Source organism: Thermomonas sp. XSG (genome assembly GCF_014678725.1).
Lineage (GTDB): Bacteria > Pseudomonadota > Gammaproteobacteria > Xanthomonadales > Xanthomonadaceae > Thermomonas.
The window spans coordinates 1,603,120-1,625,087 of the sequence record NZ_CP061497.1 but is presented as its reverse complement, the minus strand read 5'-3'; the positions used below and the strand labels follow the sequence as shown (position 1 = coordinate 1,625,087).

The 21,968-nt window shown below is 71.0% G+C and carries 18 protein-coding genes and 1 pseudogene; 14 read left to right on the top strand and 5 right to left on the bottom strand.

Annotation, left to right across the window (positions count from 1 at the left end; all coding sequences use genetic code 11):
• Nucleotides 1-127 precede the first annotated feature (127 nt).
• The gene (gene plsB, locus ICG51_RS07585) at nucleotides 128-2,761 is read left to right on the top strand and encodes a glycerol-3-phosphate 1-O-acyltransferase PlsB (RefSeq protein WP_223809577.1); all 2,634 of its coding nucleotides are present in this window, start codon (nucleotides 128-130) and stop codon (nucleotides 2,759-2,761) included.
• A 21-nt stretch (nucleotides 2,762-2,782) separates the two neighbouring features.
• Here the strand turns inward: plsB and ICG51_RS07580 are convergent, their stop codons facing one another.
• Nucleotides 2,783-3,001 carry a DUF465 domain-containing protein gene (locus ICG51_RS07580; RefSeq protein WP_028840415.1) on the bottom strand — a complete coding sequence of 73 codons (219 nt, stop codon included), beginning with the start codon at nucleotides 2,999-3,001 and terminating at the stop codon, nucleotides 2,783-2,785.
• A gap of 56 nt (nucleotides 3,002-3,057) precedes the next feature.
• Between ICG51_RS07580 and ttcA the strand changes: the two genes are divergently transcribed.
• The 4 genes from ttcA (at nucleotide 3,058) to ICG51_RS07560 (ending at nucleotide 6,374) form a co-directional block, all read left to right on the top strand.
• A complete protein-coding gene (ttcA, locus tag ICG51_RS07575; protein WP_190279801.1) occupies nucleotides 3,058-3,999 on the top strand; it encodes a tRNA 2-thiocytidine(32) synthetase TtcA in 942 nt (313 codons plus the stop codon).
• Nucleotides 4,000-4,074: 75 nt separating this feature from the next.
• On the top strand, nucleotides 4,075-4,977 hold the full coding sequence (locus ICG51_RS07570; RefSeq protein ID WP_190279800.1) for a recombination-associated protein RdgC: 903 nt from the start codon (nucleotides 4,075-4,077) through the stop codon (nucleotides 4,975-4,977).
• Between the two features lie 49 nt (nucleotides 4,978-5,026).
• The gene (locus tag ICG51_RS07565) at nucleotides 5,027-5,812 is read left to right on the top strand and encodes a SprT family zinc-dependent metalloprotease (protein WP_223809576.1); all 786 of its coding nucleotides are present in this window, start codon (nucleotides 5,027-5,029) and stop codon (nucleotides 5,810-5,812) included.
• A 46-nt stretch (nucleotides 5,813-5,858) separates the two neighbouring features.
• Nucleotides 5,859-6,374: a hypothetical protein gene (locus tag ICG51_RS07560; RefSeq protein WP_190279798.1), complete on the top strand. Its 516-nt coding sequence runs from the start codon at nucleotides 5,859-5,861 to the stop codon at nucleotides 6,372-6,374.
• A 115-nt stretch (nucleotides 6,375-6,489) separates the two neighbouring features.
• Here the strand turns inward: ICG51_RS07560 and ICG51_RS07555 are convergent, their stop codons facing one another.
• Both ICG51_RS07555 and hemH read right to left on the bottom strand, forming a co-directional pair.
• On the bottom strand, nucleotides 6,490-7,347 hold the full coding sequence (locus tag ICG51_RS07555) for an alpha/beta hydrolase (RefSeq protein WP_190279797.1): 858 nt from the start codon (nucleotides 7,345-7,347) through the stop codon (nucleotides 6,490-6,492).
• A complete protein-coding gene (hemH, locus tag ICG51_RS07550) occupies nucleotides 7,347-8,315 on the bottom strand; it encodes a ferrochelatase (RefSeq protein WP_190279796.1) in 969 nt (322 codons plus the stop codon). Before hemH ends, ICG51_RS07555 begins: the two co-directional genes overlap by 1 nt.
• Nucleotides 8,316-8,436: 121 nt before the next feature.
• Here hemH and ICG51_RS07545 point away from each other — a divergent pair.
• The 4 genes and pseudogenes from ICG51_RS07545 to tatC all read left to right on the top strand — a co-directional run.
• Nucleotides 8,437-9,126: pseudogene (locus ICG51_RS07545) on the top strand (lipid-binding SYLF domain-containing protein); the annotation flags it as partial.
• A gap of 169 nt (nucleotides 9,127-9,295) precedes the next feature.
• Nucleotides 9,296-9,529, top strand: a complete 234-nt coding sequence (gene tatA, locus ICG51_RS07540; protein WP_190279794.1) for a twin-arginine translocase TatA/TatE family subunit — start codon at nucleotides 9,296-9,298, stop codon at nucleotides 9,527-9,529.
• A gap of 24 nt (nucleotides 9,530-9,553) precedes the next feature.
• Nucleotides 9,554-9,868, top strand: coding sequence for a Sec-independent protein translocase protein TatB (gene tatB / locus ICG51_RS07535; RefSeq protein ID WP_190279793.1), 315 nt, complete (start codon nucleotides 9,554-9,556; stop codon nucleotides 9,866-9,868).
• A complete protein-coding gene (gene tatC / locus ICG51_RS07530; protein WP_190279792.1) occupies nucleotides 9,855-10,604 on the top strand; it encodes a twin-arginine translocase subunit TatC in 750 nt (249 codons plus the stop codon). Before tatB ends, tatC begins: the two co-directional genes overlap by 14 nt.
• Before the next feature lie 15 nt (nucleotides 10,605-10,619).
• On the opposite strand, the gene ICG51_RS07525 is transcribed toward tatC, so the two are convergent.
• Nucleotides 10,620-11,549: a DUF2189 domain-containing protein gene (locus ICG51_RS07525; RefSeq protein WP_190279791.1), complete on the bottom strand. Its 930-nt coding sequence runs from the start codon at nucleotides 11,547-11,549 to the stop codon at nucleotides 10,620-10,622.
• Between the two features lie 42 nt (nucleotides 11,550-11,591).
• A complete protein-coding gene (locus tag ICG51_RS07520; protein ID WP_190279790.1) occupies nucleotides 11,592-12,305 on the bottom strand; it encodes a glutamine amidotransferase in 714 nt (237 codons plus the stop codon).
• Between the two features lie 82 nt (nucleotides 12,306-12,387).
• On the opposite strand from ICG51_RS07520, the gene glyQ reads away from it, so the two are divergent.
• The 5 genes from glyQ (at nucleotide 12,388) to ICG51_RS07495 (ending at nucleotide 21,925) form a co-directional block, all read left to right on the top strand.
• Entirely contained in the window at nucleotides 12,388-13,284 is an 897-nt protein-coding gene (glyQ, locus tag ICG51_RS07515; RefSeq protein WP_190279789.1) for a glycine--tRNA ligase subunit alpha, read from the top strand.
• 111 nt (nucleotides 13,285-13,395) lie between these two features.
• On the top strand, nucleotides 13,396-15,519 hold the full coding sequence (gene glyS / locus ICG51_RS07510; protein ID WP_190279788.1) for a glycine--tRNA ligase subunit beta: 2,124 nt from the start codon (nucleotides 13,396-13,398) through the stop codon (nucleotides 15,517-15,519).
• A gap of 77 nt (nucleotides 15,520-15,596) precedes the next feature.
• Entirely contained in the window at nucleotides 15,597-16,058 is a 462-nt protein-coding gene (locus tag ICG51_RS07505) for a bacteriohemerythrin (RefSeq protein WP_190279787.1), read from the top strand.
• A gap of 67 nt (nucleotides 16,059-16,125) precedes the next feature.
• Nucleotides 16,126-17,988: an autotransporter assembly complex family protein gene (locus ICG51_RS07500; protein WP_190279786.1), complete on the top strand. Its 1,863-nt coding sequence runs from the start codon at nucleotides 16,126-16,128 to the stop codon at nucleotides 17,986-17,988.
• A gap of 22 nt (nucleotides 17,989-18,010) precedes the next feature.
• Nucleotides 18,011-21,925 carry a translocation/assembly module TamB domain-containing protein gene (locus ICG51_RS07495; protein WP_223809393.1) on the top strand — a complete coding sequence of 1,305 codons (3,915 nt, stop codon included), beginning with the start codon at nucleotides 18,011-18,013 and terminating at the stop codon, nucleotides 21,923-21,925.
• Nucleotides 21,926-21,968 lie beyond the last annotated feature (43 nt).

Sequence of the window (21,968 nt, the reverse complement as noted above, 5' to 3'; positions counted from 1 at the left end):
CCGCGCCGCCCGGCGACGGGCGTCCATAATGGTGGCGATGCCAGATCGCCAGACTCCCGCCCAGGCCGGCCTGTTCGACCCGCCGACCGCCGATGCCGCACGCGACGCCGGCGCTGCAGACGCGGACATCCGTTCCGACGCCGCGGCTGCCGGCGAACCGTTGCCCCTGCCCGCCTTTCTGGCCCCGGCCGATGCGGCGGCCGAGGCCGCCGGTGCGTCGCCACGGGCCGCCAGGAGCGGGCTGCCGCTGTGGGCGCGCCTGCTGGGACGCCCCCTGCACCCGTGGCTGAAGCTGGACATCGAAGCGGATCCGCAGCTGGGCGCCGATGCCCGCCCGATCTGCTACGTGCTGGAAGACTACGGCCTGTCCAACGCGCTGATCCTTGCGCGGGCCTGCCGGGAGGCCGGCCTGCCGCCGCCACTGCAACCGATCGCCGGCGACCCGCTGGGGCGCAAGCGCGCCTACGTGGCGCTGTCGCGGCGGCATGCCAATGCGCTGGGGCTGCTGCCGGGCGCCGAGCACAAGACCCATTCCGGCTCGCTGGCGCGGCTGCTGGCCGCGCACGGCGACAACCCCGCGCTGGACGTGCGGCTGGTGCCGGTCTCCATCTTCGTCGGCCAGGCGCCCAAGCGCAGCAGCGGCTGGTTCTCGGTGCTGTTCTCGGAGAACTGGACGCTGGTCGGGCGCTTCCGCCGGCTGCTGGCCATCCTGCTGAACGGCCGCGACACACTGGTGCAGTTCTCGGCACCGATCTCGGTGCGCGACACGGTGGCCGAGGGCCTGGCACCCGAGCGCACCGTGCGCAAGCTCTCGCGCGTGCTGCGCACCCACTTCCGCCGGGTCCGCGAGGTGGTGATCGGGCCCGACCTGTCGACCCGGCGCATGCTGGCCGACCAGGTGCTGTCGGCGCCGCTGGTCAAGGACGCCATCGCCGACCAGGCGCGGCGCGACAACAGTAAGCCCGAGGAAGCGTGGAAGAAGGCCAACGCCTACTTCTGGGAAATCGCCGCCGACTACTCCAATACGGTGGTGCGCTCGCTGAGCTTCCTGCTGACCTCGGTGTGGAACCGCATCTACCGCGGCGTGCTGGTCCACCACCTCGACCAGTTCAAGCAGGAAGCGCCGGGCCATGAAGTGGTCTACGTGCCCAGCCACCGCAGCCACATGGACTACCTGCTGCTGAGCTACCTGCTCTACAGCCACGGCATCGTCGCCCCGCACATCTTCGCCGGCATCAACCTCAACCTGCCGGTGGTGGGCACGCTGCTGCGCAAGGGCGGCGCCTTCTTCGCCCGCCGCAGCTTCAAGGGCAACGCGCTGTATTCGGCGGTGTTCCGCGAGTACATGGCGCAGCTGGTGGCCGGCGGTTACTCCATCGAATACTTCATCGAGGGCGGGCGTTCGCGCACCGGCCGGCTGCTGCAGCCCAAGGGCGGCTCGCTGGCGATGACCGTGCGCGCCTACCTGCGCCAGCCGACCCGGCCTCTGCTGTTCCAGCCGGTCTACATCGGCTACGAGAAGCTGATGGAGGGCGGCAGCTACCTCGACGAACTGTCCGGCAAGCCGAAGGAAAAGGAGTCGATCTGGCAGCTGCTGACCGGCATCCCCAAGGTGCTGCGGAGCAACTACGGCCAGGTGGTGGTGAACTTCGGCGAACGCATCCGGCTCGACCAGATCCTCGCCGAGCACGCGCCGGAATGGGACGGCAAGCCGGTCGGCGACGACGAAAAACCGGCCTGGTTCGCCCGCACCATCGATGCGCTGGCGCAGAAGATCCAGGTCCACGTCAACCGCGCCGCCGACGTCAATCCGATCAACCTGCTGGCGCTGGCGCTGCTGTCCACGCCCAAGCACGCGATGGGCGAAGCCGACCTGCGCGCGCAGATCGCGCTGTCCAAGACGCTGCTGGTGGAGGTGCCGTATTCCGACTGGGTGACGGTGACCCCGCATTCGCCGGAGCAGATCATCGCCCACGGCGAAGAGATCGGCCTGATCACCCGCACCAGCCATCCGCTGGGCGACGTGCTGGGCGTGGAAGGCGACAACGCGGTGTTGCTGAGCTATTTCCGCAACAACGTGCTGCACCTGTTCACCGCCTCCTCGTGGATCGCGGTGTGCTTCCAGAACAACCGCCGCATGGGCCGCCGCCAGCTGCAGCAGATCGGCCGCACCCTGTATCCGTTCCTGCAGGCCGAGCTGTTCCTGCCCTGGGACGAGGACACCTTCGCCAGCCGCATCGACCGCACCATCGAGGTGTTCGTCCGCGAAGGCCTGCTGGAGCAGGTCAGCGACGAGGACGGCGGCATCCTGCAACGCTATGCCGGCCAGAGCGACGAGGTGTTCCGCCTGCGCGCGCTCGGCCACACCCTGCAGCAGGCGTTCGAGCGCTACTACATCGCCATCGCGGTGCTGGTGAAGAATGGCTCCGGCATCCTCGGCGCCGGCGAGCTGGAAAGCCTGTGCCAGCTCACCGCGCAGCGGCTGTCGCTGCTGTACGCCCCGGCCGCGCCGGAATTCTTCGACAAGTCGCTGTTCCGCGGCTTCATCCAGCAGCTGCGCGAGCTCAAGCTGGTCTGGCCGCATCCTGAAACCAGCAAGCTGATGTTCGACGAGCGCCTCAATGCCTGGGCCAAGGACGCGCGGGTGGTGCTGGGGCGCGAGCTGCGCGCGACCATCGAGAAGATCAGCCCGGCCAGCGCGCGCACCACCGGCGAGATTCCGGCGCTGCCGCCGGAGGACGCAGGCACCCCGTCGTCCTGAGGATGCGTCCTGGCCGGCGGCTTACGCCGGCTCGTCCGGGATCAGTGCGTTCTCCAGCCAGGCGATCTGGTCCTTCAGCAGCAGCTTGCGTTTCTTCAGCCGCTTCAGCATCAGCTCGTCGGCCTGGATGTCGGCCTGCAGGCGCGCGATGGCTTCGTCCATGTCGCGGTGCTGCTGGCGCAGGTCCACCACGCGCCGCGCCATGCGCGACAGTTCGGCTGGATCGGTCGGCTGGTTCATGTGCCGAGCATAGCGCGCCCCGGATGCCGCCGGCGGGCGGGTAAAATGGCGGTCCGATGAATATTCCCGCGCACCCGCTCACCGACCTTCCGGCCCCCAGGCGCAAGCACGAGGCCGACAAGCTGGCCAAGCGCCTGCGCCACCAGGTAGGCAAGGCGATCGCCGACTTCGGCATGATCGAGGACGGCGACCGGGTCATGGTCTGCCTGTCCGGCGGCAAGGACAGCTACACCATGCTGGACGTTCTTCTGCAGCTGCAGAAGAAGGCCCCCGTGCGCTTCAGCATCACCGCGGTCAACCTCGACCAGAAGCAGCCGGGCTTCCCCGAGCACGTGCTGCCGGAATACCTGCGCTCGATCGGGGTGGACTTCCACATCCTCGAGCAGGACACCTACTCGGTGGTCAGCCGGGTGATTCCGGAAGGCAAGACCATGTGCTCGCTGTGTTCGCGGCTGCGCCGCGGCGCGCTCTACACCTACGCCGAGCAGCACGGTTTCACCAAGATCGCGCTGGGCCACCACCGCGATGACCTGGTCAACACCTTCTTCCTCAACCTGTTCTTCCACGCGAAGTTGAGCGGCATGCCACCCAAGCTGCTCAGCGACGACGGCAAGCACGTGGTGATCCGCCCGCTGGCCTACGTGCGCGAGGACGACATCGAAGCCTACGCCGAGGCGAAGGGCTTCCCGATCATCCCCTGCAACCTGTGCGGCTCGCAGGAGAACCTGCAGCGCAAGCAGGTCAAGAAGATGCTGGCGCAGTGGGAGAAGGAGACGCCCGGCCGCATCGAGACGATGGCGCGCGCGCTGGGCGACATCCGTCCGTCGCAGCTCAGCGACCCGAAGCTGTTCGACTTCCTCACCCTCGGCAAGCGCGGCGACGCGGCGCTGCCCGATGCGCATGCCTGGCTGGCCGGCGCCCCCGCCGAACCGGAGCCGGTCGCGATGGCGCTGCATCCCGTGCGCAACCACGACGGCCTGGACATCCTCAAGTCCTGATCCCGCGCCGCGCTTCCCGCGTTTCCACCCGGCCCCCGCCCACCCGCTGGCGAAGGCCCTTCCACAGGATTCCCGATGTTCTTCCGCAACCTGACCCTGTTCCGCTTCCCCGCCTCGCTCGACCTGTCCGACCTCGAACCGCAGCTGGCCGAATGCGCGCTCAAGCCGGTCGGCCCGCTGGAACTCTCCTCGCGCGGCTTCGTCGCGCCGATGGGCCAGCACCACGACGGCTTCCAGCACCTGTGCGACGACGCGCGCTGGCTGACCGTGGGTGGCGAGGACAAGCTCCTGCCCGGCGCGGTGGTCAACGACCTGCTGCAGAAGAAGCTGGCCGCGATCGAGGAGAAGGAAGGCCGCAAGCCCGGCGGCCGCACCCGCAAGCGGCTGAAGGACGAACTGATCACCGAACTGCTGCCGCGCGCGTTCGTGCGCCCGGTGCGCAGCGACGCCCTGCTCGACGGCCAGCTGGGCGTGATCGCGGTGGACACCTCCTCGCGCAAGTCGGCCGAGTCGGTGGTGTCGGAAGTGCGCCGCGCGCTGGGCAGCTTCCCGGCGCTGCCACTGAACGCCGAAGTGGCGCCGCGCGCCATCCTCACCGGCTGGCTGGCCGGCGACGCGCTGCCCGACGGTCTGGCGCTGGGCGACGAGTGCGAGCTGCGCGACCCCACCGACACCGGCGCGGTGGTGAAGATCCAGCGCATGGAGCTGTCCGGCGAGGAGATCAGCAAGCATCTCGAGGCCGGCAAGCAGTGCACACGGTTGGCGCTGGTGCTGGACGACCACGTCAGCTTCGTGATCGGCGAGGACCTGATCGTGCGCAAGTTCAAGCTGCTGGACGGCGCGGTGGACCAGATGGAGTCCACCGAACATGACGACATCGTGGCCGAACTGCAGGCCCGCTTCGCGCTGATGACGGGCGAGTTCAAGCGCCTGTTCGCCGTGCTCGAAAGCGCGTTCAAGCTCAGCAAGGCGGAGTGACGCCGCGGTTCCGCCGCGGCCGGCGTTCTACACTGGCGCCATGCGTTCCCTGTTCCGCCTGCTGCCCGCCCTGCGCACCGCGCCGACGACCCGTGCACCGCGGCGCGAGCAGGTCAGTTTCCAGCTCGACGCCCAGCGCAGCATCGAACTGCTGCGCGTGCACGACCCGCGCGCGAAGCGGATCAAGCTGAGTGTCGACGAGCGCGGCGCACGGCTCACCCTGCCGCTGCGCGCCAGCCGCGTCGAGGGCGAGCGCTTCCTGCACGAGCACCGTGGCTGGCTCGCCGCGCAGCTGGATCGTCAGGCCGATGCCGCGGGCAGCGGGTTGGTGCGCGACGGCACCGCCACGCTGCCGCTGCGCGGCCTCGAACTGCCGCTGCGCTGGCAGGGCGGGCGCGCCACCCGGCTGGAGCGCGGCGACGACGGCCTGTGCTTCACCGCACCGGCCAATGCCGGCGACGCCGCGCTGCGTCGCGCGCTGAAGGATTTCTACGAAGCGCAGGGACGCGCCGACACCGGGCGCTGGCTGCCGAAGTACCTGCCCGACATGCCGCGCACGCCGCGCCGCATTGTGTTCAAGCGCACCTCGTCACTGTGGGGCTCGCTGGCCCCGGACGGGACGCTGGCGCTGGACCTGGCCCTGCTGCTGGCGCCGCCGCCGGCCTTCGAATACGTGCTGGTGCACGAGCTCTGCCACCTGCTGCATGCCGACCACTCGCCGCGCTTCTGGGGCGAGGTGGAGGCGCGGTTCCCGGCGTGGCGCGACGAGCGCGATTTCCTGCGCGCCGAAGGGCGTGCGCTGAAGGGCAGGCTGCGCCAGCTGCTGGCCGGCTGAGCCCGCGATTCACGTATCCTCCGGTGACGACAACCCCGGGGAACCCATGTCCATGATCCATACCCATCGCCGCCTGCTGGCCCTCGCCCTGATCGCCGCGATCGTGGCCCTGCCCGCCTGCAAGAAAGCCCAGGACGCCGCGGTCGAAGCGGCGATGGAAAAAGCCACGGGCATGAAGGTGGACAAGGACGGCAACGCGGTCACCATCAAGACGGAAAAGGGCGACCTCAAGGTGGCCACCGCCGAGGATGGCGGCAGCGTGCCGCTGCCCGCGGGTTTCCCCTCCGACATCTACCTGCCGGACGGGCACAAGGTGGCCAGCGCGATGGAGCTGGGCGGCGCGCAGATGGTCAACCTGACCACCGCGGCGGACATGGCGGCCGTGCATGCGGCCACCGACAAGGCGATGCAGGACGGCGGCTGGAAGCGCGAGATGGCGATGCAGACCGGCGACAGCAGCAGCCTTGCCTACAGCAAGGACAAGCGGCAGGTGTTCTACCAGCTGATGAAGGGCGAGGAAGGCGGCACCCAGCTCGCGATCCGCGCCGGCACCGACGAGTAACCGCTGCCGGCCGTGGCGCACCGCGTGCCGCGACCGCCGCTTCGGGACCAGCAGGGCCCATCGTAACGCAGCAGGGCGCACCTGCGACGGTGCCGCCGCAGCGTCCTTCGGACTGCTACCGCGCCATCAGGAAATCGTGGATCGCGCCGGCCACCGCGTCCGGCTGCTGCATGTGCAGGTGGTGGCCGCCCGGCATCGCCAGCAGGCGCCCATGCGGCAGCAGCCCGACCCGCCGGCGGCGCTGCGCATCGGGAAAATAGGGCTGGGCGGGGTCGGCAAACACGGCCAGGGTCGGACAGGTGATGGCGGCCAGCATGTCGTCGATCTGCGCCTCGGTCAGGCGGCTGAGACTGGGCAGGGTCAGGCGCTGGTCGCTGCTCCAGGCATAGCCGCCGGCCACCGGGGTCACGCCGCGCTCGACCAGCAGGCGCAGCAGCGCCTCGTCCAGGCCGCTGCCGGGCACCCGGCCGGCGTGCAGGCGCGCGCGCACGGCCGTGTCGATGTCCGGGAACACACGCAGGCGCTTGCCCGCCACCAGCCGCTGCGCGGCCACCGCTTCGCGCATCCGTGACGCGGTGTGCTCCGGCGCCTCCGCCAGCGCGCCCAGCATCTCGATCACCGCCAGCCGCTCGATGCGCTCCGGGCAGGCGGCCGCGACCATGCTGGCGATGCCGGCGCCCATCGAATGCCCGAGCAGGTGGAAGCGGTCCCAGCCCAGCGCGTCGGCGGCATCCAGCACCGCGCCGATGGCGACGCTGAAGGAATACTCCGCACCCGGCGCCAGATGCGCGCTGCGGCCGTGGCCGGGCAGGTCCAGCGCGACCAGGTCGAACCCGCGCAGGTACGGTGCCATCGGCAGGAAGCTCGCGGCGTTGTCCAGCCAGCCGTGCAGCGCCAGCACGCGCGGGCCACGGCCGTCGTTGCGCAGCGCGGCCAGCCGCCCCAGCGCGACGTCGAAACCGGTCTCGTGCATCAGGCCCAGCCCGCGTCGCCGCGCGCCAATGCGGCCAGCGCGTCGGCATGCGCGCCGCCCGCGTTCAGGCAGGGGATGTAGCGCAGCACCTCGCCACCGGCGGCGCGGAAGGCGGCGTCGTTCTCCACCGAGATCTCTTCCAGCGTTTCCAGGCAGTCCACAGCGAAGCCGGGGCAGACCACGTCCACCCGGCGCACGCCGTCGCGCGCCAGCGCTTCCAGCGTCGGCAGGGTGTAGGGCTCCAACCAGCGCTCGCGGCCGAAGCGCGACTGGAAGGTCAGCAGCAACTCGTCGCGCGGCACCCCCAGCGCCGCCGCGATGGCGCGCGCGCTGGCCTCGCACTGGTCGGCGTAGGGATCGCCGCCGTCCACCAGCCGCCGCGGGATGCCGTGGAACGACAGCAGCACGCGCTCGCCGCGGCCGTGCGCGTCCCAGTGCGCGCGGATCGACCCGGCCACCGCCGCGGCCCAGCCGGCGTCCACGTGGTAGTCGTGCAGCACCTCGACCTGCAGGTCGCCCGCCGCGGCGGCCACCGCGTCGGCCACGCTGGCGGTGGTGGTGGTGGAGTACTGCGGGTACAGCGGCAGCACCCGCACCCGGCGCACGCCGGCGGCGCGCAGGCCCTCGAACACGGATGCCACCGACGGCTCGCCGTAGCGCATCGCGTACGCCACCCGCCTGCCCGGCAGGCGCGCGCCCACGGCATCGGCCAGCGCGGCGGTGTGCACCGCCAGCGGCGAACCGCCCGCCATCCAGATCTGCGCGTACTTGTGCGCCACCTTCGGGCTGCGCAGCGGCAGGATGATGAAGTGCAGCAGCGGGCACCACAGCCAGCGGGTCAGCTGGACCACGCGGTGGTCGTGCAGGAACTGCGCAAGGTACCGGCGCACCGCGGGTGCGGTGGGCGCGGCGGGGGTGCCGAGGTTGACCAGTACCAGGGCGGGAGCGGCGTCAAGGGGCGTCGACATGGGCATAGGATCGCATGGCACCCGCGTACCATGCCCTGACTTAATATCGATTCATGGCCGCCGCGCCACGATGCGGCTTCCGCGCTTTCCCACACAGACCACGCAGACCACGGAGACCACGATGACTGCGACGCCGCGACGCCTGACCCTTGCCCTTGCCGTGCTGCTGGCTGCCGGCGCCGTCGTCGCGGGTTCGCGCGAGGACGTGCGCGCCGACGACGCGGTGCGGGTGGTGCGGCAGATCCAGTCCATCCCCGAGGCGTCGATCCCGGACCGCCTGCTGGAAGATGCCAAGGCGATCGTGGTCGTGCCGGACACCATCAAGGCCGGCTTCATGCTGGGCGGTCGCCGCGGGCTCGGCCTGGTGTCGATCAAGACCCCCGATGGCACCTGGTCGAATCCCGTGTTCGTGAAGCTGGCCGGCGCCAGTTTCGGCCTGCAGGCCGGCGTGCAGTCGGCCGACGTGATCCTGGTGTTCCGCAGCGAGCGCGGGCTGGACAACCTGGTCAACGGCAAGATCACCCTGGGCGCCGATGCCGGCGTGGCCGCCGGCCCGGTCGGCCGCAACGCCGCCGCCGCCACCGACGGCGCGCTGAAAGCCGAGATCTGGTCGTGGTCGCGCGCGCGCGGGCTGTTCGCGGGCGTGGCGCTGGACGGCGCGGTGCTGTCGATCGACAACGGCGCCAACCGCACCGCCTACGGCAGCGGCGTGACCCCGCGGATGATCTTCGAGGGCCGCGCGCCGCAGGCGCCGTCGGCCCCCATCGTCGCCTTCCGCGATGCGCTGGAGGAAGCCACCGCCGCCGCCCGCTACGCGCGCCGCGGTGCCAGCGCCCCGGCCGCGCCGGCGCAGCCGTCGCCGGCCGCCGCCACCGTGCAGCCGCTGGATGCGGGCAACCCGGCCACCACCACGCCGCTTGAGGACTGAGGCCGGACGCTGCGGTATTCTTGGGTTCCTGTAATCCTGCGAAGTGATGGCCATGATCGGTTGGCGCGAACTCCTCATCCTGCTGGTCATCGTGCTGCTGATCTTCGGCACCAAGCGCCTCACCTCGGGCATGCGCGAACTGGGCAAGGGCATCCGCGAGTTCAAGAAGGGCGTGCAGGAACCCGACGCCGAGTCCCCGCCGCCGCAGCTGCGCAACGATGGACGCGAGGACGCGGCCGCCGCCGAGCAGGACCGCCAGCGCGACGCTTCGCGGCAGGACTCCTGAAGCGCTGCATAGTCGTTCGCAGCGATGTTCGAGGTCAGCTTTCCCGAGTTGGTGATCCTGGGCGCCATCGCCCTGCTGGTGCTGGGCCCGGAGCGGCTGCCCAAGGCCGCGCGTTTCGTCGGGCTGTGGGTGCGCAAGGCGCGCGCACAGTGGTTCGCGATGAAGAACGAACTGGAGCAGGAGCTGGCCCACGAGGAACTCCGGCGCAGCCTGCAGGAGACCCGCCAGGCGCTGCAGGAAGTGCAGCAGGGCGTGCAGCTGGATACGCCGATGCAGGACGCGCCGCCGCCCTCGACCCCGCCCCCGCCTGCGACCCGTCAAGGCCATGACGGCACCTGACCCCGCGCAGGAAGAGCGCCCGCTGATCGCCCACCTGCTGGAGCTGCGCGCCCGCCTGGTGAAGGGCGTGGTGGCGGTGCTGGTGGCGTTCGGGGTGGCCGCGTTCTTCAGCAACCCGCTGTACGCGCTGCTGTCCAAGCCGCTGCTGGCCACCCTGCCGGCCGGCAGCCAGCTGATCGCCACCGATCCGCTGACCCCCTTCTCGACGCCGCTGCGGCTGGCGCTGTATGTCGCCCTGCTGGCGGCCGCACCGGTGCTGCTCTACCAGCTGTGGGCGTTCGTCGCCCCCGGCCTGTACCGGCGTGAGCGGCGGCTGGCGGCGCCGATGCTGGTGTCTTCGATCCTGCTGTTCTACGCCGGCTGCGCGTTCGCCTACTACGTGCTGCTGCCGGCGATGTTCCGCTTCATCGCCTTCACCCGCCCGGAAGCGGTGGCGCTGATGCCCGATATCGCCCGCTACCTGGACTTCGTGGCGGTGATCGCGCTGGCGTCCGGGCTTGGCTTTGAGTTGCCGGTGGCGATCACCCTGTGCGCCATGTTCGGCTGGGTCACCCCGGCCCAGCTGCGCCAGGGCCGCGGCTATGCGGTGATCGGCATCGCCGTGGTCGCGATGTTGATCACCCCGGGCGACGGCCTGTCGATGCTGCTGATGATGGTGCCGATGTACCTGCTGTACGAAGCCGGCATCATCGCCGCGGGACTGGCCATGCCGCGCCCGGACGATGCGCGCGCCTGAGGCGGGAAGTCCGGCTCAGGCCTCGAAACCGTGCACCGGCGGCGGCACCGGCGACGACGCGGCCGAATCGCCGAAGGTGTCGCGCCAGGCCAGGTAGGCCGCGCCCACCACCAGCACCAGCACCACCCCGGCAAAACCGAGCATGGTCAGCATCGTCAGCAGCGCGCCCAGCGCCGGATGGATGGCGCCGCCCAGCACCGCCAGCAGGCTGGCCAGCAGCGCCACCACCACCGCCGCCAGCAGCAGCGCGCCGACGAACAGCACGCCGGCCACCAGGTTGGCACCGATGTTGCTGACCGAGGCGCGCAAGGCATTGCGCAACGCATCGACCAGGCCATTGCCGGAGAACAGCATCAGCGGGATCGCGAACAGCATCAGCGCGTAGCTGAAATAGTTGAAGACCAGTTGCACCAGGAACAGCAGGCCGCCGTTCTGCGGCTGCGGCACCGCGGGCGTGGCGCCCTGCATCGCCGCCTGCATCGCCGCAAGATAGTCGCGCCAGTAGTCGCTGCCGGCCACGGCCACCATCAGCACGCCGCCGACCACCGCCAGCGCCACCTGCACCAGCCCCAGCCACGCCAGCTGGCGGCCTTTGCCGCTGCGCAACGGCACGAACACGTCGCGCGCATGCGCCGGGCGCCCGGCCTCGGTCTCTCGGATCACGTGCATCAGCCCGCCCAGCAGCACCGGCACCAGCAGCATGACTGCCAGGGTCAGCGGCACCGCCACCGCCATCACCAGGCCGAGACCCGGCGGCTGACCGCTGGCCTTGCTGCCGGCCAGCAGCAAGCCCATCAACAGGGCCAGCGCCAGCACCGCCGCGTACAGCGCGATGATCGCCAGCGCCGCCGCCCCGAACACCGCGCGCGGATTCCTCGCGCCCAGGTCGATGGCCTGACGGAACCACACCAGCCCCTGGCTGGCCGGCAATCTGCGAATGTCCATGCTGCGCCCCGGAAAGAGGCACACAGGATACCGGAGCGTGCGTCAGCGCCGCGCGCGGCGGACGAACCGGCGCAGGACCTCGCGCGCATGCGGCGCCGCGCCGACCTCGCGCGCCAGCCGCTTGCCGCAACGCCCCTCGCGGGCCAGCGCATCGGCACGCGCATGGATGTAGCCGCGCATGTGGCCGGCGCTGAACTCGGGATGGAACTGCAGGCCCCAGGCCGCATCGCCCCAGCGGAACGCATGGCAGGCGTCGTGGTCGTTGCGCGCCAGCACGGTGGCGCCCGGCGGCGGCTGCAGCACGCTCTGCAGGTGGGTGGCCTGGGCGGCGAAACGCGCCGGCAGGCCGGCGAACAGCGGGTCGTCCTGCGCCTGCGGGCGCAGGTCGATGTGGACCGTGCCCATCTCGCGGCCATTCGGATTGTCGTCGACGGTGCCGCCCAGCGCGTGCGCGATCAGCTGATGGCCGTAGCAGATGCCCAGCAGCGGCAGGCCGGCGTGCGCGGCCTCGCGCAGCCATGCCGCGCTGCGTTCGCTCCAGTCGTGGCGCTCGGTCACCATCGCCGCCGAGCCGGTCACGATCGCCCCGGCAAAGCCCTCGCGGCGCGGCAGCTCGTCGCCGCGCTGGACGTCGACCACCACCGCGTCATCGCGTCCCAGCCCGGCGGCCACCCGGATCCAGTGGGCGAAGCTGCCGTGGCGGCGCATCGACGGGGTGGGCTGGCCGGTTTCGAGGATCAGGAAGGGCGTGGTCATCGGCGTTCGCGGGCGGCGTGGCGGCGGGCGGCAAAACAGGCGCCCTTATACTAATCCGCTACCTCGCACTTCCCAGCCCGACATGGCCGTCCCGATCACCTTCCAGCAACTCGTCTCGCGCCTCAACGCCTACTGGGCGGAACAGGGCTGCGTCCTGATCCAGCCGCTGGACCTCGAGGTCGGCGCCGGCACCTACCATCCGGCCACCTTCCTGCGCGCACTCGGCCCGGAGCCGTGGAACGCCGCCTACGTGCAGCCCAGCCGCCGCCCCACCGACGGCCGCTACGGCGAGAACCCCAACCGCCTGCAGCGCTACTACCAGTTCCAGGTGGTGATGAAGCCCAGCCCCGACAACATCGTCGAGCTGTACTTCGACTCGCTGAAGGCGCTCGGCATCGACCCGCTGGTGCACGACCTGCGGCTGGTCGAGGACAACTGGGAAAGCCCGACGCTGGGCGCCTGGGGCCTGGGCTGGGAAGTCTGGCTCAACGGCATGGAGGTGACCCAGTTCACCTACTTCCAGCAGGCCGGCGGCCTGGAGTGCCGCCCGGTGCTGGGCGAGATCACCTACGGGCTGGAACGCCTGTGCATGTACCTGCAGAACTGCGACAACGTCTATGACCTGGTGTGGACCTACGGCCCCGACGGCCAGCCGGTCACCTATGGAGACGTCTACCACCAGAACGAGGTGGAGCAGAGCACCTACAACTTCGAACACGCCGACGTGGCCGAGATGTTCCATCGCTTCGATGCCTGCGAGGCGGAAGCGATGAAGCTGGTCGAAGCCGGCCTGCCGCTGCCCGCCTACGAGCAGGTCACCAAGGCCAGCCACAGCTTCAACCTGCTGGACGCGCGCCGCGCGATTTCCGTGACCGAGCGCCAGCGCTACATCCTGCGCGTGCGCAAGCTGGCGCAGGCGGTGGCTGAAAGCTATTACGCGCAGCGAGAGAAGCTCGGCTTCCCGGGCCTGAAGAACTGACGCTGCCGTCCCCGGACGACGGGGACCCGGTGGCTGGCAAACAAGACGCACAAGACGCTGGCTGCCCGCTTTCGCGGGCATGACTGGCAAAACGCAGAAGGCGCGACCCGCATGAGCATCAAGCAACCCCTCCTGATCGAACTCGGCACCGAAGAGCTGCCGGTCAAGGCGCTGCCCGGGCTGGCGCAGGCGTTCTTCGACGGCGTGCTGGCCGCGCTGGACAAGCGCGGCGTGGCGGTCGAGCGCGACGGCGCCAAGCCGCTGTATTCGCCGCGCCGGCTGGCAGTGCTGCTGCCCGGCGTGGCGGTGGAGCAGCCGGAGCAGACCTCCGAGGTGCTGGGCCCGTACCTGAACATCGCGCTGGACGCCAACGGCGCGCCGACCAAGGCGCTGGAAGGCTTCGCCGCCAAGGCCGGCGTCGAATGGACGGCGCTGGAAAAAACCAGCGATGCCAAGGGCGAGCGCTTCGTGCACCGCGCCACCAAGCCCGGCGCGCGCACCCTGGACCTGCTGCAGGGCGTGTTGGACGAGGCGCTGGCCGGCATGCCCATTCCCAAGCCGATGCGCTGGGGCGCGCATGCCTACGGTTTCGCCCGCCCGCTGCACTGGCTGGTGGCGCTGCTGGGCAACGAGGTCGCCGATGTCGAGGCGCTGGGCATTCGCGCCGGCCGCCAGACCCGCGGCCACCGCTTCCACGCGCCGCAGGCCATCGCCATCGCGCAGCCGCAGGACTACGTGGCCGCGCTGCTGGATGCCAAGGTGCTGGTCGATGCCGACGCGCGCCGCGCGCGCATCGTCGACGAGGTCGAGCGCGCGGCGCAGGCAGCCGGCGGCAGCGCGCGCATCGACGAAGGCAACCTGGAGCAGGTGAACTGCCTCAACGAATGGCCGGTAGCGGTGGCCTGCGCGTTCGACCGCGAGTTCCTGGCGGTGCCGCAGGAAGCGCTGGTGGAAACCATGGAGGCCAACCAGAAGTTCTTCCCGGTGCTGGATGCCAGCGGCAAGCTCACCGAGAAGTTCATCGGCATCGCCAACATCGAGTCGAAGAACGCGTCCGAAATCCGCAAGGGCTACGAGCGAGTGATCCGCCCGCGCTTCAGCGACGCCAAGTTCTTCTTCGACGAGGACCTGAAACAGGGCCTCGCGTCGATGGGCGAGGGCCTGAAGACCGTCACCTACCAGGCCAAGCTGGGCAGCGTGGCCGACAAGGTGGCGCGGGTGGCGGCGCTGGCCGAGGCCATCGCCACGCAGGTCGGCGCCGACCCGGTGCAGGCACGGCGTGCGGCAGAGCTGGCGAAGAACGACCTGCAGAGCCGCATGGTCAACGAGTTTCCCGAACTGCAGGGCATCGCCGGCCGCTACTACGCGCAGCGCGCGGGCGAAACTGACGCGGTGGCGCTGGCCATCGATGAAGCCTACCGCCCGCGCTTCGCTGCCGACGACATCGCGGCATCAATGCTGGGCAAGGTGCTGGCCATCGCCGAGCGCCTGGACACGCTGGCCGGCGGTTTTTCCGCGGGCCTGAAGCCGACCGGCAACAAGGACCCGTTCGCCTTGCGCCGCAATGCGCTGGGGCTGGCGAGGACGATCATCGAGAGCGGCTTGGATTTGAACGTGCAGCATCTTCTCGGCGATGCATTGGGAGCGATTCCCGACAGGGCCTTCGCTGGCCTAGATGGAAACTCGGCAGACGAAAAGAGCATTGCGAAGGCGTACACGCATCGGCAGGAACTGTACGACTTCATCCTCGACCGCCTGCGCGGCTACTACGCCGACCGCGGCGTTCCGGCCGCGCACTTCAACGCCGTCGCCGAACTGAACCCGGCCTCCCTGTACGACTTCGACCGCCGCCTCGACGCCATCGGCACCTTCGCGCAGCTGCCGGAAGCCGCCGCGCTGGCCGCTGCCAACAAGCGCATCGGCAACATCCTGAAGAAGGCCGACATCGACATCCCGGCGATGGAGGATGCGGCGCTGCTGCGCGAACCCGCCGAGCTGGCGCTGGCCGAGGCGGTGGAAGCCGCCTATGCCGAGACCGGGCCGGCGCTGGCACAGGGCGATTACGTCAGCGTGCTGACCCGGCTGGCGGCACTGCGCGCGCCGGTGGACGCGTTCTTCGATGCGGTGATGGTCAACGCCGAGGATCCAGCCGTGCGCGCCAACCGCCTGGCCCTGCTCAAACGGTTGGCGGACCGCCTCGGCAGCGTGGCGGCGATCGAGCACCTGTCCGCCTGAGAACCGCTTTGATCGCGGTCAATACGCTGCGGGGCGCGCGCCACTAAGGTGCCCGGAAAATTTTTCCGGAGCACCCCATGGCCCTGCTTGTGTGGCAAGCCGAACTCGACACCGGCATCGATGTCATCGACCAGCAACACCACCGCATCGTTGCGCTGATCAACCAGCTCGCCGAGGCGACCACCCGCGACGACCAGGCGGCGGTGCTGGAGGAACTGGTCGACTACACCCTCTCGCACTTCGCATTCGAAGAAGAGCTGATGGAGGAGTCCGGCTACACCTTCGGGCCGGCACACAAGCGCGTGCACGAGATGTTCGTGCGCCGGGTCAGCGAGTACCGCATGCGCTTCGACGCGGGCGAGGACATCACCGGCGAACTGAAGGGCATGCTGGCGCGCTGGCTGTTCAACCACATCCGCGGCGACGACAAGTCCTATGCCAGGCATGTGCGCCACTACCTGGACACCTACAAGCGCCCGGGCCAGGGCGGCGCCAACGACGGCTGGTTCAAGCGCAGGATCAAGGCCTGGCTGCAGTAGGCGGCCGCGGCAACGCGGCGGTGCATCCGTTAATCACACTTTGACGTTGCATCGGTATCCTGCGCCGATGCCTCCGACCCTGCGCCTTCCGCTTGCCTTCGCCCTGTGTGCGCTGGCGCTGCCGGCTTCGGCCGCCACGGTGGCCCGGATCGAGATCCAGGGCCTGGCCGACGAGGCGATGCGCGCGAACGTGCTGTCGGCGCTGTCGCTGCAGGACGAGGTGGGCGACGACCTGCGTGCACGCCGCCTCAATCACCTGCTGCGGATCGCCGCGGACGAGGCGCGCGGCGCGCTGGAGCCGTTCGGCTACTACGCGCCCACCATCAGCGTGCATCGCAGCGACCGCAGCGAGCCGGTGGCGGTGGTGGGCGACGACGACGCCAACGAGGATGCCGGCAACGACAACCCCGAAGCCGCGCGCGGGCGCGGCACCGGCGGGGAGATCGTGGTGATCCTGCGCATCGCCCCCGGCCAGCCGGTGCGGGTGCGCGGGCTCGAACTCGGCGTGGCCGGGCCGGGTAGCGACGACCGCCGCGTCGGCGAAGCGCTGGCGGCGTTCCAGCCGCAGGCCGGCGCGGTGTTCGACCATCGCCTGTACGAAGCCGGCAAGGCGCGCATCGCGGTGGCGCTGGCGGAGCATGGTTATTTCGATGCCGGCCTCGCCAGCCACCGGGTCGAGGTGACGCGGGCGCAGCAGGCCGCCGACATCGACCTGCGCTGGAACAGCGGCGCCCGCCACGCGCTGGGCGAGGCGCGCTTCACCCAGACGCCGGACGCCGTCATCGACCAGCACCTGCTGGCCAAGCTGGTGCCGTGGTCGCCGGGCCAGCCCTATGACCAGGCCGAACTCGAGCGCCTGCGTAAATCGCTGGTGGCGCTGGACTATTTCGCACTGGTCGACGTGCAGGCCGCACCGGGGCAGGCCGGCGATCTGCAGGTGCCGGTGGAGGTGCAGCTGACCCCCGCCAAGCGCAGCATCTACAGCTTCGGCGCCAGCTACGGCACGCTCAGCGGCGCCGGAATCAGCGCCGGGGTGGAGCGGCGCTACCTCAATGCGCGCGGGCACAAAGCGCTGGCGCAGGTGGACTGGGCGGAGAAGCGCAAGACCGCGACGCTGCAATACCGCATCCCCGCCTTCGCCTGGCTGGACGGCTGGTACACCGCCAGCCTGCAGGCCGCCGACGAGCAGACCGACTACGTCAACAGCCGCCGGCTGGAGCTGGTGGGCAGCCGCAGCGGCCAATACAACGACCACCTCAACCTGGTCGCTTCGCTGCACGTGCTGCGCGAGCGCTGGGCCTACGCCAGCGTGACCCGGCCGACGCCCGACTTCCAGTACGCCAGCTTCGTCTACCCGTCGCTGCGCGCGGAATACATCGACGTGGACGAACGCATGGCGCCGCGCCGCGGCGGCGGTGCCACCCTGACCCTGCGCGGCGGCAAGGGCGGCGCCGACGGCAGGGCCACCTTCACCCAGCTGCACGCCAGCGTGCAGTGGTTCCACGGGCTCGATGCCAGCAGCCGGCTGCTGGCGCGCGGCGAGCTGGGCCACACCTTCACCGCCGACCTGCTGGAACTGCCGCCCAGCCTGCGCTACTACGCCGGCGGCGACCGCAGCGTGCGCGGCTACGGCTGGCACGAGATCGGGCCCAGCATCCGCACCAACGGCGGCACCTATTTCACCGGCGCGCCCAACGTGGTCACCGCCAGCCTGGAGTACGAACGCTTCATCCGTGGCCCGTGGGGCATGGCAGTGTTCGTGGATACCGGCAGCGCGTTCGAAGGCCGCGATGCCGATCTGCATACCGGCGTCGGCATCGGCCTGCGCTGGCGCTCGCCGGTGGGGCCGGTGCGCGTCGACATCGCGCGCGGGCTCAACGCGCCCGATTCGCCGATCACCCTGCACCTCAACATCGGCGCCGATCTATGAAGGCGCGCGTGAAAGGACGGCCGTGAACTGGCGCGAACGCTACCGCCGCTATCGCCGCTACGGGCTCGAACCGCTGCCGGCCGACGCCAGCCGCGAGCAGCGCGAGGCACGCATCGCCGAGCTGCGGGTGCTGCGCCACAAACGCCGGCGCAGGATCGCGATCCGCAGCGGCATCGGCATCGGCGCGGTGGCACTGCTGGCAGTGGCGACCATCTACTGGCTGGTCACCACCATCGGCGGGCGCGACTTCCTGCTGCGGCAGATCGTCTCGCGCCTGCCGGCCGACGCCGTGCTGACCTGGGAACAGGCGGAGGGCCCGGTCTCCGGACCAATGACCCTGCGCGGCGTGCATTTCTCGCTGCCGCGCCAGCGCGATCCCGACTGCGTCCCGACGCCGCAGGCCAGCTGCGCGATGGGCACGATCGTGTTCAACGCGCGCACCCTCGTGCTCGACCCGGCGATCCGCCCGCTGCTGGGCCGCACCCTGCGCCTGGACGCCCTGGACGTGGCCGGCGCCACCCTCGACCTGCCGCGCAGCGACACTCCCTTCAAGCTGCCGACCTGGCCGGACGTGCTGCCGGCCATCGAGCCACCGCTGGACCTGCGCGCCGACACCATCCGCATCGACGGCCTGCGCGTGCTGCAGGAAGGCCAGCGGCTCATCGCCATCCAGCGTGCGCGCGGCGGGCTGGATGCGCGCAGCGCTCGCCTGCACGTGGAACGGCTGGCGGTGGCCAGCGACCGCGGCCGCTTCACCCTGCATGGCGACTACGCGCCCGGCGACAACTATCGCAGCGACCTGCTCGCCACCGCGGTGCTGCCGGCGCCGGCCGGGCAGACCGCGCCGCGGCTGGGGCTGGTGGCGCGTGGCGACCTGTCGCGGATGGTGGTCGCGCTGGCCGGACGCGCACCGGCGCCGCTGCGTGCCACCCTGACCCTGCAGGGCAGCGCGGACGCACCGCGCTGGCAGCTGGATGCGAACAGCGAGGCGCTGGATATCGCGCTGCTGGCCGGCAGCGGTGAAGCCGGGACGCCGCTGCGCTTCAAGCTGGCGGCCAGCGGCACCGGCGGCAACGCACGGCTGCAGGGCGCGCTTCAGCGCGGCGATTTCAGCCTGTCGGTGCTGCCTTCGACGCTGCAGCTGCAGGACCAGCGCCTGCAGTTGCAACCGCTGACGGTAGCGACGCTGGGTGGGCGCATCGTTGCCAACGGCGTGGCCGACCTGCGCGATCCGGACAACACCTCGCTGAAGCTGGCGCTGAACGCGCGCGGGCTGCGCTGGCAGGACGCCGCCGGCAACACCGCGGTGCTGGCCGATGCCGACCTTGGCGTCGCCGGCAAACTGGAGCGGTGGGCGGTGCAGGGACAGGCGCGGCTGGCCCGCGGCGATGATCACGCCACCGTCGATGTGGCCGGCAGCGGCGATCGCGACGGCATGCGCTTCGACACCCTGCACGCGGCGATGCCGCAGGGCCGTCTGGACGCCAGCGGCACGCTGACGTGGACGCCTGCGCTGCAATGGCAGGCGCAGGCCCGGCTGGCCGGCTTCGACCCCGGCTACTTCGCGCCGGACTGGCCGGGCGCGATCGACGGCGCACTGCGCAGCAACGGCATGCTGCGCGACGGCAAGGGCCTGCTGGCGCAGGTCGAGGCGCGCGCGCTGGGCGGCACGCTGCGCAGGCGCGCGCTGTCCGGGCACGGCAATCTGGACATCGACGGGAATGCCTATGCCGGTGACATCGCGCTCGCGCTGGGCGACAGCCGCATCGACGCCAAGGGCCGCATGGCCTCCACCCTTGACGTGGACGCGAAGTTCGCGCCGCTGCACCTCGACGACCTGCTGCCCGACGGCAAGGGCGTGCTGCGCGGCAGCCTGACGCTGCGCGGCGCACGCAATGCGCCGGACGTGGCGGTAGATCTGGCTGGCAGTGCGCTGGCCTTCGGCGACTACCGCGCCACACGCCTCCAGGCCAAGGGCAGGCTGCCGTGGCGGCAGGGCGACGGTGCGCTGCTGGTCAATGCCGATGGCGTGCAGGCCGGCATCCCGCTGACCCGCCTGCGCGCCTCGCTGCGCGGTGCGGTGGAACGGCTGCGCTTCGACGTGGACGCCGGCAACGACACCGTCGCACTGGCGCTGGCCGGCAGCGCAGCGAAGCAGGGCACGCGTTGGCAGGGCGGGCTGGCGAGCGCCGTGCTCACCCCCGCTGCGGCGGCGAAGTGGACGCTGCAGCAGCCGGCCAGCTGGTCCTGGGATGGCCGCAGCGGCGCACTGTCCTCTACCTGCTTGCAGTCCGCGCTCGGCGGCGCGCTGTGCGCCAGCGCCGACTGGCCGCGCCGCGGCGTGGACCTGCGCGGCAATGGCTTGCCGCTGGCGCTGGCCTCCGACTGGTTGCCCAAGCGCGAGGACGGTCGCCCCTGGGCCTTCGACGGCAAGCTCGACCTGGTCGCGCAGCTGCGCCCGCAGGGCGGTGCCTGGAGCGCTACGGCCAGCCTCAGCTCGGCCAGCGGCGGGGTGCGCAACGGCCCGCGCGCGCGCCGCGACCTGCTTGGCTATCGCGAGCTGAAGCTTGATGCACGCTTCGACCCGCAGCGCATCGACGCCACCCTTGCCACCGCGCTGGCGAAAGGCGGCCGCGTCGACGCCCATGTCGCCACCGGCTGGGATGCCTACGCACCGCTGGCGGGGACGCTCAAGGCCAACCTGCGCGAACTCGGCTGGCTGGAGCTGTTCTCGCCCGACATCGTCCAGCCCACCGGCACGCTGGACCTGGACGTGCGCCTGGCGGGCACGCGCGCGCGCCCGCTGCTCGGCGGCCACGGCCAGTTGCGCGAATTCGCCGCCGAGCTGCCGGCGCTGGGCATCGCGCTGCAGGACGGCGAGATCCGCCTGCAGGCACTGGAGGACGGCAGCGCGCTGATCGCCGGCCGGCTTGGCACCGGCAAGGGCGTGCTGGGCATCGACGGCAGCCTGGGCTGGCGGGATGACGCCACCCCTCTGCAGCTCAACCTGCGCGGCAGCGACGTGCTGCTGGCCGACACCCGCCAGGCGCGCATCCTGGCCTCGCCCGACATCGCGGTCAGTTATCGCGCCGGCGCGCCGCTGCAGGTGCGCGGCACGGTGGCGGTGCCGGAAGCCGACCTGCACCTGGAGCGGCTCGACATGGGCGTCTCGCCCTCGCCCGACGTGGTGGTGCTGGACCCGGTCGATCCGCAGCGCGCCGCCGCCGTCCCGCTCCCGCTCGACCTGGACGTGCTGGTCACCGTGGGCGAGCAGGTGCGCCTGGACGGCTACGGATTGGCGGGCACGCTGGCCGGCAGCCTGCGCGTGCGCCAGCCGCCCGGCGGCGAGCTGCGCGCCACCGGCGCGCTCGACGTCGGTGGCCGCTACCGCGCCTATGGCCAGGACCTGCGCATCACCCGCGGGCGCCTGCTGTGGTCGAACACCCGCGCCGGCGACCCGCTGCTGGACATCCGCGCGCAGCGCGAGATCGGCGCAGTCACCGCCGGCGTGCAGGTCAACGGCCGCGCCTCCGCGCCGGTGGCCAGCGTCTGGTCGAACCCGGCGATGAGCCAGTCCGAAGCGCTGGCCTACCTGACCCTCGGCCGCCCCCTGCCCAGCCTGAGCAGCCGCGAAATGCAGCAGCTCGATGTCGCCAAGTCGGCGCTCAATGCCGGCGTGGGCCTGCTGACCGCGCAGCTGGGCGCGCGCATCGGCCTGGACGATGCCGGCGTCAGCACCTCGCGCGCGCTCGGCGCGGAGGTACTCGGCATCGGCAAATACCTGTCGCCGAAACTCTACGTCAGCTACGGCGTGTCGCTGCTCGGCACCGGCCAGGTCGTCACGCTGAAGTACCTGCTGCGCAAGGGCTTCGACATCCAGATCGAATCGTCCACCATCGAGAACCGCGCCTCGGTGAACTGGCGGACGGAGAAGTAGGCAGCCGCAGCACGCGCTCCTGCCGCACCCGCGGGTTGCGGTT

Coding starts and splice junctions, on each gene's coding strand:
- ICG51_RS07580 (WP_028840415.1), bottom strand. CDS start 3,001: ATGAACCAGCCGACCGATCCAGCCGAACTGTCGCGCATGGCGCGGCGC.
- ttcA (WP_190279801.1), top strand. CDS start 3,058: ATGAATATTCCCGCGCACCCGCTCACCGACCTTCCGGCCCCCAGGCGC.
- ICG51_RS07570 (WP_190279800.1), top strand. CDS start 4,075: ATGTTCTTCCGCAACCTGACCCTGTTCCGCTTCCCCGCCTCGCTCGAC.
- ICG51_RS07560 (WP_190279798.1), top strand. CDS start 5,859: ATGTCCATGATCCATACCCATCGCCGCCTGCTGGCCCTCGCCCTGATC.
- ICG51_RS07555 (WP_190279797.1), bottom strand. CDS start 7,347: ATGCACGAGACCGGTTTCGACGTCGCGCTGGGGCGGCTGGCCGCGCTG.
- hemH (WP_190279796.1), bottom strand. CDS start 8,315: ATGTCGACGCCCCTTGACGCCGCTCCCGCCCTGGTACTGGTCAACCTC.
- tatA (WP_190279794.1), top strand. CDS start 9,296: ATGATCGGTTGGCGCGAACTCCTCATCCTGCTGGTCATCGTGCTGCTG.
- tatB (WP_190279793.1), top strand. CDS start 9,554: ATGTTCGAGGTCAGCTTTCCCGAGTTGGTGATCCTGGGCGCCATCGCC.
- tatC (WP_190279792.1), top strand. CDS start 9,855: ATGACGGCACCTGACCCCGCGCAGGAAGAGCGCCCGCTGATCGCCCAC.
- ICG51_RS07525 (WP_190279791.1), bottom strand. CDS start 11,549: ATGGACATTCGCAGATTGCCGGCCAGCCAGGGGCTGGTGTGGTTCCGT.
- ICG51_RS07520 (WP_190279790.1), bottom strand. CDS start 12,305: ATGACCACGCCCTTCCTGATCCTCGAAACCGGCCAGCCCACCCCGTCG.
- glyQ (WP_190279789.1), top strand. CDS start 12,388: ATGGCCGTCCCGATCACCTTCCAGCAACTCGTCTCGCGCCTCAACGCC.
- glyS (WP_190279788.1), top strand. CDS start 13,396: ATGAGCATCAAGCAACCCCTCCTGATCGAACTCGGCACCGAAGAGCTG.
- ICG51_RS07505 (WP_190279787.1), top strand. CDS start 15,597: ATGGCCCTGCTTGTGTGGCAAGCCGAACTCGACACCGGCATCGATGTC.
- ICG51_RS07500 (WP_190279786.1), top strand. CDS start 16,126: ATGCCTCCGACCCTGCGCCTTCCGCTTGCCTTCGCCCTGTGTGCGCTG.